Source organism: Moorena sp. SIO4A1, from assembly GCF_010672065.1.
GTDB lineage: Bacteria > Cyanobacteriota > Cyanobacteriia > Cyanobacteriales > Coleofasciculaceae > Moorena.
Window position 1 is genome coordinate 447,890 of sequence record NZ_JAAHHX010000002.1, and the last position, 18,080, is coordinate 465,969.

The 18,080-nt window shown below is 43.8% G+C and carries 19 protein-coding genes, 1 other RNA gene and 1 pseudogene; 9 read left to right on the plus strand and 12 right to left on the minus strand.

Going from position 1 to position 18,080, the window contains the following annotated elements; all coding sequences use genetic code 11:
• Window positions 1-5: 5 nt before the first annotated feature.
• From F6K53_RS03035 to F6K53_RS03045, 3 genes are all read left to right on the plus strand, one after another.
• Complete coding sequence (locus F6K53_RS03035; protein WP_075903987.1) at window positions 6-329, plus strand: MgPME-cyclase complex family protein; 324 nt, start codon at window positions 6-8, stop codon at window positions 327-329.
• A gap of 54 nt (window positions 330-383) precedes the next feature.
• Window positions 384-1,034 (plus strand): hypothetical protein, encoded by a 651-nt coding sequence (locus F6K53_RS03040; protein ID WP_293017937.1) that lies wholly within the window; start codon window positions 384-386, stop codon window positions 1,032-1,034.
• A gap of 168 nt (window positions 1,035-1,202) precedes the next feature.
• Window positions 1,203-2,528, plus strand: coding sequence for a transposase (locus F6K53_RS03045; RefSeq protein WP_293066065.1), 1,326 nt, complete (start codon window positions 1,203-1,205; stop codon window positions 2,526-2,528).
• A gap of 28 nt (window positions 2,529-2,556) precedes the next feature.
• On the opposite strand, the gene F6K53_RS03050 is transcribed toward F6K53_RS03045, so the two are convergent.
• The 3 genes from F6K53_RS03050 to folD all read right to left on the minus strand — a co-directional run bounded on the left by F6K53_RS03050 (window position 2,557) and on the right by folD (window position 5,388).
• Window positions 2,557-3,012 (minus strand): divergent PAP2 family protein, encoded by a 456-nt coding sequence (locus F6K53_RS03050; RefSeq protein ID WP_293017938.1) that lies wholly within the window; start codon window positions 3,010-3,012, stop codon window positions 2,557-2,559.
• 217 nt (window positions 3,013-3,229) lie between these two features.
• Window positions 3,230-4,159, minus strand: coding sequence for a geranylgeranyl diphosphate synthase CrtE (gene crtE / locus F6K53_RS03055; protein ID WP_293065987.1), 930 nt, complete (start codon window positions 4,157-4,159; stop codon window positions 3,230-3,232).
• 365 nt (window positions 4,160-4,524) lie between these two features.
• Entirely contained in the window at window positions 4,525-5,388 is an 864-nt protein-coding gene (folD, locus tag F6K53_RS03060; protein WP_293065990.1) for a bifunctional methylenetetrahydrofolate dehydrogenase/methenyltetrahydrofolate cyclohydrolase FolD, read from the minus strand.
• A 199-nt stretch (window positions 5,389-5,587) separates the two neighbouring features.
• Here folD and F6K53_RS03065 point away from each other — a divergent pair, with 199 nt between their 5' ends.
• Together F6K53_RS03065 and F6K53_RS03070 are read left to right on the plus strand one after the other, a co-directional pair.
• Window positions 5,588-6,040, plus strand: a complete 453-nt coding sequence (locus tag F6K53_RS03065) for a hypothetical protein (protein WP_293017942.1) — start codon at window positions 5,588-5,590, stop codon at window positions 6,038-6,040.
• Entirely contained in the window at window positions 6,030-6,470 is a 441-nt protein-coding gene (locus F6K53_RS03070) for an NUDIX hydrolase (protein WP_293065995.1), read from the plus strand. The genes F6K53_RS03065 and F6K53_RS03070 overlap by 11 nt, the downstream gene beginning before the upstream one ends.
• A gap of 559 nt (window positions 6,471-7,029) precedes the next feature.
• Here the strand turns inward: F6K53_RS03070 and F6K53_RS03075 are convergent.
• The 4 genes from F6K53_RS03075 to F6K53_RS03090 all read right to left on the minus strand — a co-directional run bounded on the left by F6K53_RS03075 (window position 7,030) and on the right by F6K53_RS03090 (window position 9,017).
• Window positions 7,030-7,851 carry a hypothetical protein gene (locus F6K53_RS03075; protein ID WP_075903923.1) on the minus strand — a complete coding sequence of 274 codons (822 nt, stop codon included), beginning with the start codon at window positions 7,849-7,851 and terminating at the stop codon, window positions 7,030-7,032.
• Window positions 7,829-8,506 carry a hypothetical protein gene (locus F6K53_RS03080; RefSeq protein WP_075903925.1) on the minus strand — a complete coding sequence of 226 codons (678 nt, stop codon included), beginning with the start codon at window positions 8,504-8,506 and terminating at the stop codon, window positions 7,829-7,831. Before F6K53_RS03080 ends, F6K53_RS03075 begins: the two co-directional genes overlap by 23 nt.
• A 108-nt stretch (window positions 8,507-8,614) precedes the next feature.
• The gene (locus tag F6K53_RS03085) at window positions 8,615-8,794 is read right to left on the minus strand and encodes a hypothetical protein (protein WP_143727848.1); all 180 of its coding nucleotides are present in this window, start codon (window positions 8,792-8,794) and stop codon (window positions 8,615-8,617) included.
• A 22-nt stretch (window positions 8,795-8,816) separates the two neighbouring features.
• Entirely contained in the window at window positions 8,817-9,017 is a 201-nt protein-coding gene (locus F6K53_RS03090; protein ID WP_075903926.1) for a CHAT domain-containing protein, read from the minus strand.
• Between F6K53_RS03090 and F6K53_RS03095 the strand changes: the two genes are divergently transcribed.
• A complete protein-coding gene (locus F6K53_RS03095; RefSeq protein ID WP_293079835.1) occupies window positions 8,971-9,714 on the plus strand; it encodes a GIY-YIG nuclease family protein in 744 nt (247 codons plus the stop codon). The two genes, F6K53_RS03090 and F6K53_RS03095, sit on opposite strands and share 47 nt — an antisense overlap.
• A 58-nt stretch (window positions 9,715-9,772) precedes the next feature.
• Here F6K53_RS03095 and F6K53_RS03100 read toward each other — a convergent pair whose 3' ends face one another.
• Entirely contained in the window at window positions 9,773-9,934 is a 162-nt protein-coding gene (locus F6K53_RS03100) for a hypothetical protein (RefSeq protein ID WP_158069812.1), read from the minus strand.
• 567 nt (window positions 9,935-10,501) lie between these two features.
• Here F6K53_RS03100 and F6K53_RS03105 point away from each other — a divergent pair.
• Window positions 10,502-11,497 carry a tyrosine-type recombinase/integrase gene (locus F6K53_RS03105; RefSeq protein ID WP_293066002.1) on the plus strand — a complete coding sequence of 332 codons (996 nt, stop codon included), beginning with the start codon at window positions 10,502-10,504 and terminating at the stop codon, window positions 11,495-11,497.
• Window positions 11,498-11,524: 27 nt separating this feature from the next.
• Here the strand turns inward: F6K53_RS03105 and F6K53_RS03110 are convergent, their stop codons facing one another.
• The 3 genes from F6K53_RS03110 to rnpB all read right to left on the minus strand — a co-directional run bounded on the left by F6K53_RS03110 (window position 11,525) and on the right by rnpB (window position 14,112).
• Entirely contained in the window at window positions 11,525-12,763 is a 1,239-nt protein-coding gene (locus F6K53_RS03110) for a Gfo/Idh/MocA family oxidoreductase (RefSeq protein WP_293066005.1), read from the minus strand.
• Window positions 12,760-13,473: a ribonuclease III gene (gene rnc / locus F6K53_RS03115; RefSeq protein ID WP_293055154.1), complete on the minus strand. Its 714-nt coding sequence runs from the start codon at window positions 13,471-13,473 to the stop codon at window positions 12,760-12,762. Before rnc ends, F6K53_RS03110 begins: the two co-directional genes overlap by 4 nt.
• Window positions 13,474-13,667: 194 nt before the next feature.
• Window positions 13,668-14,112: RNase P RNA component class A (rnpB, locus tag F6K53_RS03120), an RNA gene on the minus strand.
• Window positions 14,113-14,382: 270 nt separating this feature from the next.
• Between rnpB and F6K53_RS03125 the strand changes: the two are divergent.
• Window positions 14,383-15,630: pseudogene (locus F6K53_RS03125) on the plus strand (RNA-guided endonuclease TnpB family protein).
• 201 nt (window positions 15,631-15,831) lie between these two features.
• On the opposite strand, the gene F6K53_RS03130 reads toward F6K53_RS03125, so the two are convergent.
• Window positions 15,832-15,978 carry a hypothetical protein gene (locus F6K53_RS03130; protein WP_293066010.1) on the minus strand — a complete coding sequence of 49 codons (147 nt, stop codon included), beginning with the start codon at window positions 15,976-15,978 and terminating at the stop codon, window positions 15,832-15,834.
• Between the two features lie 412 nt (window positions 15,979-16,390).
• Between F6K53_RS03130 and mgtE the strand changes: the two genes are divergently transcribed.
• Window positions 16,391-17,782 carry a magnesium transporter gene (mgtE, locus tag F6K53_RS03135; RefSeq protein WP_293066013.1) on the plus strand — a complete coding sequence of 464 codons (1,392 nt, stop codon included), beginning with the start codon at window positions 16,391-16,393 and terminating at the stop codon, window positions 17,780-17,782.
• Window positions 17,783-18,080: the final 298 nt, after the last annotated feature.

Here is an 18,080-nt window from a genome sequence, read left to right on the forward strand (position 1 = left end):
AAACTATGCAAACTTACTACTACGTTTTAGCCAGTCAAAAGTTCCTTGAAGAAGAACCATTGGAGGAAGTACTTCGGGAACGTACCAGGCACTACCATGAACAGGAAAAAGAAATAGACTTTTGGTTAGTCAACCAGCCAGCATTCTTGGAAAGTTCCCAAATGTCCCAGGTCAAGCAGGAGTGTCCGCAACCAGCAACGGCGATAATTTCTACTAATCCTAAGTTCATCACCTGGTTAAAGCTGCGCCTAGAATTTGTCAAAACTGGTGAATTTCAGGCACCATCAGATAGTATACCTGACCCTCTAGCGTCTCTGGCATCAGTTTGATGGTTAGTTTTTTGCTTCCAAGACAGTGGCTATAGGTCTACTTTCTAATCATCTATGACCAGGGAAACAATACAGTTTATTTTACAAATTTTCTCGATAGCACTGGCTGCTTTAGTTGGTGGTGTCTTTGATTCGGTTTATGCTCAACCAATAACTCCTCAATGCCAACCACCACAAAACGGCGAGTACATTTTGTTAGTGCTTAGCCGAATTAGGAAAAATCACGAACAAATTCAAAGAATTTTACCCAATAGCGCAAAAACTGATTTTTGTCAATATTTGGAAGACACAGTAACTCGGGTTGGCGGTTTCAGAGGCATTAACGATGCTAAAGATTGGGCACGCTATCTGGATCAGGTAGTGGGATACTCAGCTTTTGTAGTTCAATCTCCACCGTCAAGCCAACCTAGTACTACTATACAGCCTACTAATAGAGGTTATACTCCTCAGGGATTGGGTGATGGTTATGCAGTTCTGGTGGACTACTTCAATCAACCAGAAATGGCATCCCGACTAGAGCAACTACTGGGCGTCAATGTTGGCTTGGTTTCTTATGCTCAGCGACCTTACTTACTGACAGTACACACAACTAGTGAAACCCAAGCTAACTCAATCTTAAGGCGACTGAGCGCAGGGGGGTTTTGGGCAATGGTTGTTGATAGTCGCCGAGTTACCCTACTAAAACGTAAGGTGGTTCGCTTTTAACTAGTTCCGTTTGAACTAGGTAATGGCAAATTACTAATTAAAATTACCAAGAAGCGATGGTGAAAGCCCCTGTCTTTTTTGAAGCAGGGGATGAAACCGAGCGAGCCGTCACAGCAGACACATTTATGTGTCCTGTTTATAGTATAATCAGCAATTAGCGAGGAGGTGATGCCAGTGTACGGCTGTCAGCAAGTTTTATTGAGTCCAGATCTTGAGTTATTGGCGATTCTCAACTTTTTATGCACACAATCCCAGAGATTGACAAACATGGGAATCTACTTTGCCCGTCAACTCTACTTTAAAGCCAATCGCTACATCAGCAAGTTTGAGCTAGAAAAAGAATACAAGCCCAATCGTCACTATCAGGCACTTCACTCCCAAGCAGCACAACAAATACTTCGTTCGGTCTACGAGTCCTTTAAATCCTACAAAAGGCTGCAGGACGCATACCGAGAAGGAAAGATTGAGAATAGACCAAGACTACCCAAATATAGAAAAAAAGGAGGTTTGGCATTAGTTAGTTATCCAAAGCAAGCCTTAAGATTAATAGATGGAACCATAAGAATACCATTGGGCAGACAGGTAAAATCCTGGTTTGGCATTGATAGTTTTAGGTTGCCGATGGCGAGCAACCTGGAATTTGATGACATCAAAGAATTAAGAATACTGCCAAGAAATAAGTGTTTTTATGTAGAGTTTGTTTATCAAAAAGAAATAGAAACGCCCAGTGGTGAACCCGAGAATGTACTTGGGATTGACCCGGGATTGGATAACTGGCTAACCTGTGTTTCTAATGTAGGAACTAGCTTTATTATTGATGGCAAGCACATCAAATCGATGAATCGTTGGTATAACAAACAGATCTCAACAATCAAAGAAGGCAAGCCACAAGGGTTTTGGTCTAATAAATTAGCTACGATCACCGAAAAACGTAACCGTCAGATGCGCGATGGAATTAACAAAGCCGCCAGACTAGTTATAAAACATTGCTTAGAAAATAAAATCGGTCGGGTCGTTTTTGGTTGGAATAAAGGAAACAAAAACTCGATCGAGTTAGGAAAAAAAACTAACTCGGAATTTGTGCCAATACCTACAGCTAGACTGAAAGAGAGAATAGCCGGGCTTTGTGAACAGTATGGAATCGAGTTCATAGAAACAGAGGAAAGCTATACCAGTAAAGCATCGTTCTTAGATGGTGACTATCTGCCTAATTATGGTGAAAAACCCAATGATTGGAAACCGTCAGGGAGAAGAACGAAGCGCGGTTTATACCGAACCGCAATGAATTGGTATGTCAATGCGGATTGTAACGGTTCTGCCAATATAATACGCAAAGTAAGCAGAACGCTAGGTATTAGCCTAGACCGACTGGGTAGGGGCGTTTTGACTCGTCCCCACAGGGTATTCCTGTGGTCAGCTAATAAGAAAACAGTGTGGAGTGATGCGGATTCATCCCATCACGAAACATCCTTATTAGAATCCCCCGTCTTTTAAGCGGGGGAGTAGTCAACAATTAACACGATCAATAAGCCGTTGCTGCTATGCAAGAAATAGCGATACCTAACACCAAACCAACAAGCACCTGAAAGGGTGTATGACCTAATAATTCCTTAAGGCGGTCTTCTTTCAACTCTTTGTCTTCGCTAAACAACTCATCGATAATTTGGTTGAGAATTCGAGCTTGCTTACCGGCAGCTTGCCGGACACCAGCAGCATCATACATGACTATGATCGCAAACACTAAAGCGATCGCAAACTCTGGAGAAGCCCATCCTACTGTTTGTCCTACACCAAATGCCAAGGCAGTGACGAAGGCTGAGTGAGAACTAGGCATTCCACCAGCAGTCATCAGTACCCGAAGATTAGGTTTGCGATTTTTGGTTAGATCAACCAAAAACTTAAATAGTTGAGCCACCAGACAAGCAATGAGCGCAACCAGCAACACCTGGTTGTTTAGGATGTCGCTAAAGTCCTGCATAATTATTTACTTTAAATTGGTCATTGGTCATCGATAACTCAGCATTGGGGAAACGATGAAGTATGAAGGATCAAGTATGAATTATGAAGTATGTTCCCTGGATAGCGTCCCTTCTATGGTATAATTAAGGATGAAGTTTGTTTTTGGTGTTCCTGTAGGCTAGGATTAAACACTTCATCCTTTAACTTTCGTTGGCCTTACCCCAATACCAAGTACCTTAATGAGTGCGATTCACAATAAAGTCAGCGATCGCAATCAGGGGTTGAGCCTTTTCCCCAAAGGATTCCATTTGAGCTTTTGCCTCATTCACCAGCTCCTGGGCTTTTGTTTTTGATGCCTCTAGCCCCAAGAGACTAGGATAAGTTGCCTTTTGTGCTTTAATATCCTTACCTGCCGTTTTACCCAGTTCCTCCTGAGTAGCAGTTATGTCTAGGATGTCATCGACAATTTGAAATGCTAAACCAATATTTTGGGCATATTTGGATAACTTTTGTAAGTTAGCTGTCGTTGCCCCTGCCAATATTCCACCACAAACTACACAGGCTTCTAGCAAAGCACCAGTTTTATGAGTATGGATAAAGGTGAGGGTTTCTTCTTTAATATCCAACTTACCTTCTGATTCGAGGTCAAGCACTTGACCCCCAACCAATCCGGATGCCCCGACTGCTTTACCCAACCAAGCAACTACCTGCAAAACTTGGGGAGCTGGTACATTTTTAGTTTGAGCCGCCGCATATTCAAATGCATAAGCTAATAAACCATCACCTGCGAGGATGGCAATGTCCTCACCAAATACTTTGTGGTTAGTTAGTTTACCGCGACGGTAATCGTCATTGTCCATTGCTGGTAGGTCATCATGAATCAATGACATGGTATGGATCATTTCCAGAGCGCAGGAGGTTGGCATTGCCATCTCCACCGTGCCACCCATCAGTTCACAGGTAGCTAAGCACAGAATCGGGCGCAAGCGTTTACCTCCAGCCAAAAGAGAATAACGCATTGCCTCGTAAATTTTGTCGGGCTCCATTCGGGGCAGAGCCTGGTCTAAAGCTGACTCAATTAGAGCCTTTCGCTCTTTTAAGTAAGTTACTAAGTCTAAACTTGGGGATTCCCTCTTGGGGGTAGGTCGCCCCTCCGTCGCTACCATGCCTTGATTCCTTGATTATCTGATTCCTCTAACAATTTTACGGGGCTGGGGGTCTTCTTGAAAGAACCTTCTCTAATTCTCCTGCTTCTCGTTTTATGGACAAAACTCTTTACTGATGGTACTTAGGATTGTCGAGTTTTGAAATTTATCAGTGGCGCTAAACTAAAGTCTAACCCTCTCAAACCCAACATTTAATCTATTCTTAAACAAACAACACAGATTTATAATAATCTTATATTTTATAGCTTTCAGTCTTCTTAATTAGTTCTTTTGTTGACCTAGCCTGCTGTAAACTGAAATTATTTTAATCATAAACAACGGTTTTATTGATTGATTGTTGTCAATTTTAACCAGAGCAAAACTGTTCAAGAATACCTATTTGTATAACTAAGGATCGTGTTATTTAGTAGCATAGCCACTGTCATCGGTCCTACGCCACCAGGGACAGGGGTAATATATCGGGCAGTTTCCTGAACAGAGTCAAAGTGGACATCTCCTACAAGACGAGATTTTTCTTGTTGATCACTAACGCGATTGATACCAACATCAATTACGACAGCACCTGGTTTTACCATGTCCCTGGTAATCAGTTGAGGTTTTCCGACGGCTGCTACTAAAATATCAGCGCGACGTGTCAGCTCCCCCAGATCTTGGGTGCGCGAATGAGCAATTGTGACTGTAGCGTTGGCTTCTAGTAGCATCAGTGCCAGAGGTTTACCTACTAAAATACTACGTCCTACCACTACTGTCTGTTTACCAGACAAATTAATCTGGTACTCTTGCAACAGGTGCATGATCCCTGCTGGTGTACAGCTACGTAAACCAGGCTCTCCCCTGAGCAGACGACCTAGATTAACAGGGTGTAATCCATCAACATCTTTATCCGGATGGATTTGGTGCAGTAATGAAACAGCATCTAGGTGGTCGGGTAAGGGCAGCTGGACCAGAATTCCATCTACACGCTGATCTTGATTGAGGGCGTTAATGGTTTGCTCGAGTTCTGCTTGGGACGTGTTACTGGGAAAATGACGACCAAAAGAAGCAATGCCCACTTTAGCACAGGCACGCTCTTTATTACGAACATAGGCAGCGCTAGCCGGGTTGTCACCTACCATCAACACTGCTAATCCAGGTGGTCGTCCATGTTTCAACGTCAGCTTCTGTGTCTGTTCTTGCAGCTGGGTCTGAATTTTTTTAGCTATGGTCTTACCATCGAGTATGTTGGTCATTGGTCAATTGGGTTAAACAGTGTAGACGGGTGTACAGATGCTGCCTACTTGGGTTAGAACATTGTAGATGCTGTAGATGCATGGAGCGACTTACTTGAGGCTGGGGAACGAACATTTATGTTTCAACCTACTTCCTTTTTCACTCCTCCAAACAGAGTTCATTGGCAACTGACAACTGAAAACATCATAGGATTTCAATATGCCAACTAAGTATTGGTCAACTCTTTTACCGTTTTGGGTTTTACTTGTAGGAGCCGGGACTGTTGGCTGTAGTCCCTTAGCCCATAATGGCATTCATCAGCTTAATATTAGCTACCCTGGTGTAAAGGTCACAAAAATCCGTGATCTACCACAAAATCAGAATACTATCGATACAGTCTACCTTCGGGGTAAAGTTACTAATCAAGCACCACTTTTAGATGCGAATGCTTATGAACTCCAGGATGCTACTAGTACCATTTGGGTAGTCTCTCAGGGAACTTTGCCCAATATCGGTGATCAAGTCTTGATCCAAGGTAAGCCTCAATTTCAAAGCATTCCCATTGCTGGACAAGATTTGGGTGAATTATTTATTCAAGAGCTTGAGCAGCTACAACGGCAAGTCTATCAACCTAAGTCCCCCTTACTTCCAGCACCAACAGATGAGCAGTAAGCAAGTTCAAGTAGCGATCGCTATTCTCTATCGGCAAGGTCAGTTCCTGATGCAGCTACGGGACAATATTCCTAGTATTCTTTACCCCGGTTTGTGGGGTTTATTTGGGGGACACATCGAACCCGGAGAAACCCCTATCGAAGCTCTGAAGCGGGAATTGGTGGAGGAAATTAGCTATGCACTACCCTCAGCATCTTTGTTTGGCCATTATCCTGAACCCCATGTGTTACGTCATGTGTTTGCAGTACCCCTGACCGTGGAACTTTCACAGTTGGTCTTAGGGGAAGGCTGGGATATGGGCTTGTTGACTCCTGAGCAGATTCGTCAGGGCGAGTCTTATTCTGCCAAGGCTGGTCAGGTGCGACCCCTTGGTCCTGCTCATCAGCGTATTCTACTGGATTTTCTGGAGAAGGGATCCAGCCTGGTATAAGCTACTCTATACCGCACACCTGGGCAAGAACAACCGGATAACCTACCCTTCACCGAACGTCAAAGGCGAACAACTGGATCACCTTAAATCTTCAACCCTTCACGGACAGCAAAGCATTATCAAGAATGCTTGTTGTCCTTTTTGTTATTTTGGGCATCTCTCTGCACAACGGCCACTGAAATGCCTTCGCGTAGCGTGACCTACGGTCAATCGCTTTTTAGTACTCACTAATTTGATGTTCTAATTTGATGTTAACGATTGATTAATTGCAATGTGATTAAATAATTAATTCCTTTAATGGGCGTTATTGGTACTTCAGTTGACCTGTTTACACAATAGTTTTACGCAATAGTTTTGAGTCTGGTGGGAAGTAGCTCCGTTGTCGGGATTCTGGTAAAGGAACAGAGTTGAGTCCTGGAATTAGAACTAGGTAATGTATCGGTTATATTTCCAAGTACATAAAGTTGACAGGTCTGCTTACACACCTGAGTTTTTTTTGCATAGGGGTAAAAAAAGACCTATTGTCAACTATCTTTTTAGTTTTATTGCAGGGGCTGTTTTAGGTATATCGCTCGATATCTAATAATTTCTGGTCGATGTTAGCTATCGCATGTTCCCAGTCTGCTATACTAATCATCCGCAAGTCATCTATAGATCCTTTTTTGCAGACTTTGAGCGCGAACCGTTTCTTAGCGAGCAAACCAGTTAATTGAGTGAATTGCTGTCTTACTTCCTTGAGGGACTTTCTCCTAGCTGCCTCACTCGAAGAACTGTTAAAATCTTCGGATCTCGAATTTTTCCTTGAGTCTCTTACGGTAGACATAACGGACGTATACCATTGATCAGAATATCTATAGAACGAATAAATATCATAGATGAGTTTCACTACGTCTGGTTCGGAATGGCGATCGACAGACCACTTAGCATAATTCTTTGCTATACCTTTCAGGTATTCAAAATATGAGTACAGTTTGATTTCTACTCCACATCTTTCACTGAGTCTCTTTGCCACATTTTTTACTTCTCTAGAAGCCCCTTTTGAAACAAAAATAAAGAAAGTAAAATCATCTAAATGTTTTTCTGCTAGTTCGATGTAACCACGAGTAACTATACATTCATTTATGTCATCTATCGTTAGCCAGTCTTTTTTGTATTCGACGACTATGGTTCCTGGCTTGGAGGCAGGATTGACTGAATTTATTACTTCATCGAATTCTCTTTCGCTTACGAGACTAAACCTGCGATCGTCTTTTACTCTGTAATGACGCCTCGAATCTAACGCATCTTGAAAATCCTTGGGAAACAATTCATAATATGAATCAATACGATCCGTCAGCTCTTCCTCTGACAGTTTGACATTAGAATTCCCCAGAATCTCCATAGTCAGAGGGGTTGTCTCTGAAGATATCTTCGATCTGCTCTTCTTTTGAGAGTGGTTGTCCTGATGATAAATCATAACCTTGTTGTTCCAATTTATCTCTTACGTTATTTAGTATCTTGGAAACTGACTCAGCTTTATCCTTAGGAAGTTTGCTGCTATCCGGATGGAACACTTTTATTAATTTCATGTAATTTCCGACTTTGATTTCAGCCTCTGCGATCGCTTCAGCAATGTACTCGGGTTGAGTGCAAATTAATTCGTAAGTAGATGCAACCCTGATTTCGGACTCTTCTGTAGCTGCTTGTTCCGGCTCGGGTTGACTTGCCACAGGAGTAGATTCGTCCACATCAACCAACCTCTTTTTGATCTGCGAGATCGCGTGTTCCCAGTCTACGATGCTCATCATCCGCCTGCCTTCAAGTGAGCCTTCCTCGCAGACGAGTAAAGCTGATCTCTTATTAGCTGGAACCCCGGTTAATTCGGTGAACTTTTGCTTTAATTCTTTCAGTCTGCTAGCCATGGACTTAGAAGGTGGTTTGGGAGATTCTTCAGAGGGTGGTTCAGGAGTTTTCTCCGTGGACTCTATTTCCTCGCTGTTGGGCACATTTTTCTTGAGCCTCTTGATAGCATACACCCAGTCGTTAATGCTATTCATTCGCCTACCTACAAGCGCACCCTTTATACATGCATGGATAGCAAACTTCTTCTTAGCCGGTAGGCCGGTTAGTTCCCTGTATAAAAGGGTTTCAGGTACTTTGGCACTTCATGACAGCTTCTCTAGCATTACGCCAACATCCAGAAGTTGTCTTTTGGGAATAGAGAATTGCTTTCCGGAAATCGTTGGCAATTTTTCTGCCTTGCCTTTGTGGCGTTCAAGGTCAAGAATGGGTTGTGGCTGTGTTGTCGTTTGTGATACTTTCCGGAAAATGGAAGGTTTGGCCACCCTACACCCTATTCCCTACTTCTCACAACCAATTTCCCAGCAAAATAAAAGCCGACCAGTAAAGGGGGAGATTAAATGCCTCGCTCTGCAACAGCTCCAGTTGAGCAAGACGCAGAGCTTCAGCCTTGGTAACCTTGCCTCGTAGGAACCTTATTCGGTATAGTCTAGAAAGAGCTTTGAACAGGTCATACCGATTTGGGAGTGTCAAACTCCCTCTACCCACCTTGGTGAGGTTCCGTAATCACAACGGATACCAGCCCCGGTCAATCTTCACTCCCCTGAGCCTTTCACAGTCACTGCGATCGCTAAAGAACGATACAAAGGAGAACAACCTAGGCTTGCCATACGTCTACCTAATAGCAAAGATAAACCCTAGTAGTGGGCACTTTACCGGCGCATTCAAAATAGGAAAAACAAAGAGGAGTCCAGAGATAAGACTGAAAGAACTCCAAACTGGTAACGACTTCCCTTTGACCATCGAATATGTAATAGAAACAAGCCGACCGAGTGAAGTGGAGTCTAAACTCCATGCAATATTGCGATCTCATGCCAGCACTGCCGGAGGAGGTACCGAATGGTTTTATTTCAGTAACGACGTTGAACTTTCTCGGGTAAAAAGGCTGATGTATAAGCACAGTGATAACTATCGCGTGCCAGAACCAGAACCAAGACCACCACGACCAAGACCAGAAGAAAAACCGTATGTACCCTCGCGTAGACGAAGCAATCCTATTGATCTGACTGATCCCTCATCTATTTTCCTTATGATTCTGGCTGATCCCGTATCTGCTTTATTTATGATGCTGCTTTCTGTAGCTGTGATTACAATACTTTCGTTAGGACTAGTAAACTTATTGATGGTTGATAGTTATCAACAACTCCCACTTGAACGAACACCTCAAAGGAGCCTGATACGCTAGACGCGCGACCAACAAAAGCAAGATTGACACCAGGTGGTTCACGCCATCCAATCCCCAATCAATCGGAATTTATCAACCCAATGGTGCCAATGAACAGGGCAGGGACAAAACAGCTGTTCCCTGAGGCCGTTTCAATCAGGTCGGCATAGGCTCTAATGCCTCCCTCAAAGTCCACACCATCCAGCACTGCATCAATTCCATTGTTGAAATCCTCGTTCAAGGCGTAATGCTAGAGAAGCTATCACGAAGTGCCAAAGTACCTGAAACCCTTTCATACAAGAAACTTCACCATCACTTGGTCATAAATTTCTTGAACTTCCCCTATACTCAGTCTTGAATACACTTCCAATGACTGTCGAGAAGAATGCCCGGAATAGGGTTGGATGAGGGCATCATCAATCCCTTGTTTTTTTCAACCAAGTGAGCAGAAAGTGACGCAACTGATGGGGTGAAATGCGCTTACTGAGTCCCACCTCTTCTGCATACTTTGCCAAATCTTTCTGATTCCCCGGTCGCTATACTTACCTTTCCAGGACTTCCGAACATCTTAATCCCCAGGAGTATTAGTTATACCAAATCCTGTTCCCATACCCCCCTTATCCGCATAGCCATAGATTCCTGGCATACAAAGATTTTGTCGATTTTTATAAAGGGGTTTTGACAAACGGATTTGGTATTACATTGAGAAACGCTTGTATAACGCCGAGTTGGGGGATTATCGGTACTTAAATAGGCTATAATAGTATTAAATGCTTAACAACTTCACGTTAATGGCACCAATGGCACCGTGGATAGTCATACCCCAAACCAAATCACCCCTCAACCTGACCACCTGACCATTACTACAGCAAACCTACTAGAAGCTTTTGCTGATTTCCTCGATATCGATGTGGCAGCAGGAGATGCTGCAGCTGATACCGTCAATACCTACCGCCGCCAGGTTCAGCAGTTTGTGAACTGGTGCGATCGCATAAATCTTCATCCAGCCGCAGTTACTAAAGACGACATTAAGCGTTACCGCCGCTGGATGGTAGAAACTAAAAAATTTAAGCCAGCAACAGTATCACTAAAGTTGTCAGTTGTCAAGCGTTTTTATCAAGCTGCTGTGGAAAAAGGACTGATTACGATTAATCCAGCCCTTGGAGTGAAACCGCCACGGGAAAAGCTGGACCCGGCGGCAAGGATTACCTATTTGGAAAAGCCTGAAGTTGAAAAGTTGTTAGGAGCGATAGTGAATGATGGTAGCCTTAAGGCCAAGCGGGATAAACTTCTGCTGGCAATCATGATATTGGAAGGTCCCCGTAGCATTGAGTTACATCGGGCAAATGTCTCTGATGTAGTTAAGCAGGGGGGTAATCTGGGAATTCGGGTCGAAGGGAAGCGTAATATTAGAATAGTGCCATTAACACCAGATCTTGCTGACTTGCTAATGGCTTATCTTGAAGCAAGGACAGAAAATGGGGAAGTGGTCAAACCATCGAGTCCTTTATTTATAGCTGTTGGAAACAGGGCGGGTGGCAAGCGGATTTCCCGGCGGGGGATTCGGCTAGTTGTGGATAGTTATCTTGAGCAAACTAACCTTAAGCAAACACCAGGAAGAACTATATCAGCCCATAGCTTGAGACATACGGCAGGTACGTTAGCTCTCCGTTCTGGTGCTGAGTTACGCCAAGTGCAAGATTTGTTGGGACATGCTGATCCCAGAACAACTTGTATTTATGCCCATGTAGCAGATCGCTGGGAAAATAATCCAGCATTGAAGTTGGGCATTAACCTGTCTTGATCATCTAGAGGTTCAATGAATAGCTAATTATTCTGGCAACTGGGGAACAGTAACTGGCACTCCTCCTTGGTGAAGGGATTGGCTTAAACAACTGAGAATGTGTACCAATTGAGCACCAACCCAGCCAGATGATATTGATGAAGGTTGGGACAAGCGGACACTGTTAAGAAAGCGATCGCATACTGAATAAAGTGGTTCAAATGATTCGAGATCAAGAACTTCACGATGTTGACCAGCAGGGATAAAGTACTCCCCGTTCTGTTCAAAATAACCATGTTGAATAGTTAGGGGTGCTTGAGCAACCATTTCATCAAAAATCAAGGTTCCCTGTGTTCCTACAATCCCAAGCCGCCGCTGTTTATCTGGATTGAGCCAGCACAGATGAATGAATGCTTGGAAGCCAGTGGGATAGGTAAGTGTGACCTGAACTAAGTCAGCTAATCCTTGAGGAGTTGAAGGTTTAAGGTTATTGGGTTGAAGGTTAGCAGGTTGAAGGTTAGCAGGTTGAAGGTTGGCAGGTTGAAGGTTAGGAGGTTGAAGGTTAGGAGGTTGAAGGTTAGGAGGTTGAAGGTTATCGGGTTGTTGAGGGGTAAGTGATTGACTGCAGCCTTGGTTATCTTCAGAACTTTCAACCGGCAAGTTGCTAACTTGAAACTCTTTTTGAAACTGTAGCCACACCCTACCAGTAGCTTGGACTTGAACAGGTGGCTGTCCTAAGCAATGGTTAAAAATAGCAATGTCGTGAATGGCTAAATCCCAGAGAGAATCGACATCTTGACGTACTGGTCCTAAGTTAGTACGGGCGGCGTATCCATAGCGTAAGTCTCCTAAGCATCCTGAGTTGACAACCTCTTGAGCTCGCTTGACCGCTGGGTGAAATAGATAGGTATGGTCAACCATGAGCTGTAGCTGCTTTTCTTGAGCCAGGTGGCACAATTCTAGACACTCAGCTACATCAAGGGTTAAGGGTTTTTCTGCTAGGACGTGTTTCCCCTGCTGTAGAGCATCCTTAATTAGGGTGTAATGGGTAACTGCTGGAGTAGCAATTACCACTGCCTCAATTGTCGGTAGATCCCGTATCGATTCCCAATCTGTTGCCAAACGTACCTCAGGAGCGAGGTTATATTTATCTTTAATAGCTGCCAAGGTTTCTGGGTATGGATCAACCACTGCCACTAAGCAAGCATCAGGGTGTGCCAAGAAATTCCTGACCAAGTGTTTCCCCCAGCGACCTGCTCCCAATATCGCTACTCCAGTTTGTTTCATTTTTGCCCTCTCAATTCCAGAAATGCCTGTTTGGCTGCTGCTTGTTCCGCAGCTTTTTTCGATCTTCCTGTACCTTCACCTAATTGTCGATTTTGTAGCCAAACTTGGGCAGTGAAGCGGTTGTTTGCCCCATGCACTTGTAGGTTTTCCGTCAGATGATACTTTGGGAGCAGTTTGTAGTGAGCTTGAGTCCATTCCTGAAGAGCATCTTTGTAGTTTTGGCGGGCGGGGTCTTGACGAATTTCAGTAGTCAGTTTTTGTAAGTGAGGGTCTAGCCAAGGACGGACTAATTCTAGGGTATGGGTACTTAAATATAATGCTCCCAATACTGCTTCAAAGGCATCAGCTAACCGGGATGTTTCCCCAGCTTTGTCACCAGCGGCACTATTGGAAACCAGTAAATAACGCTCTAGACCATAGCTGCGAGCGAGTTGAGACAGAATGCGATCGCTTACCAGTACGGAACGAATCGCAGCAAACTCACCAACGGAAGAGTTAGGATAATTTTCCCATAGCCATTCTGAGCTAGCTAAACGTATTACAGCATCACCAACAAACTCCAACTGCTCATAGTTGTGTTCTGCTGAGATACTACAGTGAGTCAGTGCTAAATCTAGCAACGACCAATTCACAGCTGTAGTTTTAGATAGTCCTAACTTTTGAACTAACTTCTCTAATTGTTTCTGACGACGGGGGTCTTTGATGGTCATGGCTGTCTGTTGTCGTGAGTCGGAAAGTCCTTTGTTACTAACCAGAGTCTGGGAGTACTAATGACTAATAGACCTCTTGCAAAAGTAGTTTTCTGATAGTGTTTGGATCAATTCTTGTCCACTGTTCCCTGTTCCCTGTTCCCTGTTCCCTACTTCTGCAAGAAGTCTAATGACTAACGACTAATAGCTAAATTGAGAGAAAGTCGGACATAAGCCGGGTTCTGTTCTCCCTAGCAACCATCAAGAAGCTACTAAAGAGGGTGGTTATCTATCTAGGACGGCTGTTACCAGACGCCTCATGCGGTTCTCCATATCCGGAACTGGTAAAAGACCAACCGTAGTTCCTCTCGACCTTGCTCCCAACCGGGGTTTACCGAGCCAGCACCTCTCGATGCTGCTGGTGCGCTCTTACCACACCTTTGCACCCTTACCTGTGAAAGAATTAGGAAAAAGGCAGGAAGAATAGATTCATCCTGGAGCCTTCTACCTTTATCCTTCCCATCGGCGGTATGTTTCTGTGGCACTATCCTCACGGTCACCCGCACTGGGCGTTACCCAGCAAGTTTGGTCTTTCGGGAGCCCGGACTTTCCTCAGACTCGCAGAAAAATGCGAATCCGCAACCACCTGCGCCTACTTTCTCTCTACTCTAGTTTAGACTTGATTAGGGGTTGGTTGTTAGCTGCTGGAGTTTGAGTTAATCCAGAGGCAGAGAGCATTATCTGTCCCAAGAGCAGCAACTAGGGAAATGGAATGGGCCTTGGAACCGCTACGGGAACGCAAAAGCTAATCCTCTAGAATTTGTTGGATTACACTGTTAAGAGGGTTGTCATCTTTCTGTCTTCCTTTCCAAGGAAGAATGACTAATTTGTTTAGTTAACATTTCACAAGGAATACTTTACAATGTAAGCATGGTAGAAAAAGCTTACCGTTACCGTTTATACCCAACCCCTGAACAGGAGACTCTGTTGAGGAGAACCCTAGGCTGTGTAAGACTTGTTTACAACAAAGCATTAGATGCTAGAACAAAAGGATGGTACGAACATCAAAAACGAATTAGTTATAAAGAAACTTCCGTATGGGTTGACAGGATGGAAACAACAGGATGACTTGTTTTTTATGAATGAAGTCAGTTGTGTTCCACTTCAACAAGGATTGAGGCATCTACAAAATGCTTTTACTAATTTCTTTGCAGGTCGTGCTAAGTATCCGAACTTTAAGAAGAAACGCAACGGTGGTAGTGCAGAATTTACAAAATCAGCATTTAAATGGAAAGATGGTCAAATCTATCTTGCTAAATGCAAAGAACCTTTGCCTATTCGTTGGAGTCGTCAATTACCTGCAAACTGCAATCCAAGTACCGTTACAGTCAGCTTAGATCAATCCGAACGGTGGCATATCTCAATTAGGTTCAATGACCCTAGAGACTTGAGCTTGCCTTTAACGGATAAACAAATTGGTTTTGATCTAGGAATTTCCAGTCTAATTACAACCAGCGACGGAGATAAAATTACCAACCCCAAGCATTTTAAAAGGCTCAAAAAAAGACTGGGTAAATACCAAAAAGCTTTGTCGCGAAAACAAAAAGGATCTAACAATCGTGAAAAGGCAAGGTTAAAGGTGGCCAGGATACACGCAAAGATCAAGGACGCTAGAAGAGATTTTACTCACAAGCTAACCACTCAACTGGTCAGAGAAAACCAATTGATTGCGTTTGAGGATTTAGCTGTAAAAAACATGGTCAAAAATCACAAACTAGCTCAGGTAATCAGTGATGCTAATTGGGCAGAAATAATCCGTCAGGTTAAGTACAAGTCAGAGTGGTACAACCGGAAAGCTGTTTCGATTGATAGATGGTTCCCCAGTAGCAAGTTGTGTTCTGCATGTTTGAATTGCGTCGGATCTTTACCACTAAACATCCGGGAATGGGACTGCCCATCTTGTAACACTCACCATGTTCGCGTAGCGTAGCCCTTCGGGCTAATCGCGATATCAACGCATCAATTAATATTTTGGCGGCAGGGCTTGCCGTGTCAGTCTGTGGAGCGACTGTAAGACCCGTTCGCGTAGCGTCGCCTACGGCGAAAGAGAGTAAGTCTCGGAAGGCTAGTGCGAAAAACTCCCCCAAGGGGAGAAGGAAACAGAAACCTAAGTCGTGAGTCGCGAGGTACCCCCGCTATAATCTACAATTTAGCGGTGGGAAGATGTCAACGTGAGCTTTTACGATGAAGTAGCGAGCCGCATTGAGACAATCAACCATAATTAGACTCGCAAATCTAATGTAAATAACCTTTAATGGTAGCAATTTATAATAATTGCTTGTGTATATCATTATAACTAAAACTACGTCAATAGTACAATTATACTACTAAACTAGGCAAGCTGTTCGCGTAGCGTGGCCGTTCGCGTAGCGTGGCCAAAAGGCCAAAAGGCCATCGATAGCAATCGGATTTGAGTGGTGTAACACCAGAAGAGGGAGAGAGGGGTAAGAAGGGAAAGAATATCACTATTTTTATTAACAAATTAATTTCCTTCGGGTTTGATCAGGTACAGGGAAATCTAGCTTGATGGGATTACTTTCAAATAACTATTGCGGTGACAATACTCTTCGAGGAAAATGCTTCAAGTAGTGCCATTGGTGAATATCGGAATCCAAAGGATAGTTGCGTCAGTGACCAATTAAGAAACAAAGGTTTTGATAACTGTGTTAACTTTGGTTAAGTTAACTGAAACCTGATTAGCAGTAAAAATGGTTCGTATTTTACATTTCTTAATAAATTGATATAAAACTAATTACCAAGTACTAATTACCAAGTACTAATTACCAATTACCGATGAGTCTTGGAGCAGGTACAAAAGCATCTAGACTTGAGTCAGCACTGAAAAACAAGTAAAACCTACTCAAGAGGAGGGTTTGCATTGACTGAAAACCAAATTTCCCTCCAGACAATCTCGCGTAGTGAACTGCGACAGCTGGTGCGTTCTCAGCTGCAGATACTGCTGGAGCAAGGTAATCTTCAGGGTGCTAAGCAAGTGCTGGTACCAGTACAACCAGTAGACATTGCGGAAGCGATTGAAGGATTACCCGAAGCAATGCAAGTGATTGCCTTCCGCTTATTGTCTAAATCTGAGGCCATTGAGGTGTATGAAAATCTTGACTCCAGTGTCCAACAGTCTCTAGTTGAGAAGTTTAAACATCAGGAGGTACTGGATATCGTAGATAAGATGTCGCCAGATGATCGAGCCAGGTTGTTTGATGAGTTACCAGCTAAGGTCGTCCGACGCTTGCAGTCACAGTTAAGTCCCAAGGAGCGCCGAGCGACAGCCCTGTTGTTGGGGTATGAGGAGGGAACAGCAGGGCGAATCATGACCCCTGAATATATTTCCCTCAAGGAAAACTTGACGGTTAGCGAGACCTTGGAGCAGATTCGTAGCTTAGCCAAAGCCTCGGAAGTCGTATATTACCTATATATAACCGATAACTCTCGACACTTGACTGGGATTGTTTCCCTGCGGGATTTGGTGATTTCTGCCACCGAGACCACCATGGGTGAAATTATGACTCGTGATGTGGTATATGTCTATACCTATGCGGGCCAGGAAGAGGTAGCACGGATGATCCAACGCTATGACTTTCTGGCTGTACCAGTGGTTGACCGGGAGCAGCGTCTAGTGGGTATTGTCACTGTGGATGATGTGATTGATATCTTGGAGCAGGAAGCAACAGAAGATATGTACGCGGTTGGTGGTGGTGTCCAATCGGAGGGGGATAATTATTTTCAAACCAATTTATTCACAGTTGCCCGCCGACGGGTAGTTTGGTTATTTGTCTTGTTACTCACTAATACGGTTACGGGTACGATTATAAAGTCTCAAGAGTCTATTTTGCAGCAGGTTGTTGCCCTAGCAGCTTTTATCCCTTTACTCACTGGCACTGGTGGTAATGTGGGCGCTCAGTCTTCTACGGTGGTGATTCGTGGCTTAAATACTGATGAAATTCGTGACTTAGGCCCCGGTCAAGTGATTTGGCGAGAGGCACTGGCGGGGTTATTACTAGGAGTAATTTTGGGTACAATGGCTACTGGATGGGCTTACTGGTTACAAGGAGATTTTTCAGTTGCCCTATCGGTGGGAGTGAGTCTGATTGCGATCGCACTTTTAGCATCAATTGCCGGTTCAGCCCTACCGTTTCTGTTCCGTCACCTAGGCTTAGACCCAGCTCTGATGTCCGCACCATTCATTACAACAGTTGTTGATGTCTTAGGTGTGCTGATTTATTTCAATATTGCTAAATCAGTCTTAGGGCTTTAGCATGCATGCTAAAGGGAACAGGGAACAGGGCACAGGGAACAGTCAACAGGCAACAAAAAACCATAATTTGTACTTAAAATTGTCGCAAATCGCTAAAATTAACTGTATTATTAAATTTATAATTAGGGCGAGCTGAATAAGTCGTAACCCTTGAGTTATTAAGGTTTTGAGGAGATACTCTTAAACCGTAATTAATCGGGATGAACCCGTACAAAACGGTCAAGGTGCAATTTATTGTTGCCTGAGGGAGGAGTGGTCATGCAGTAATTGGAGTTAAACCTGCCACTCGTCTTTCTAG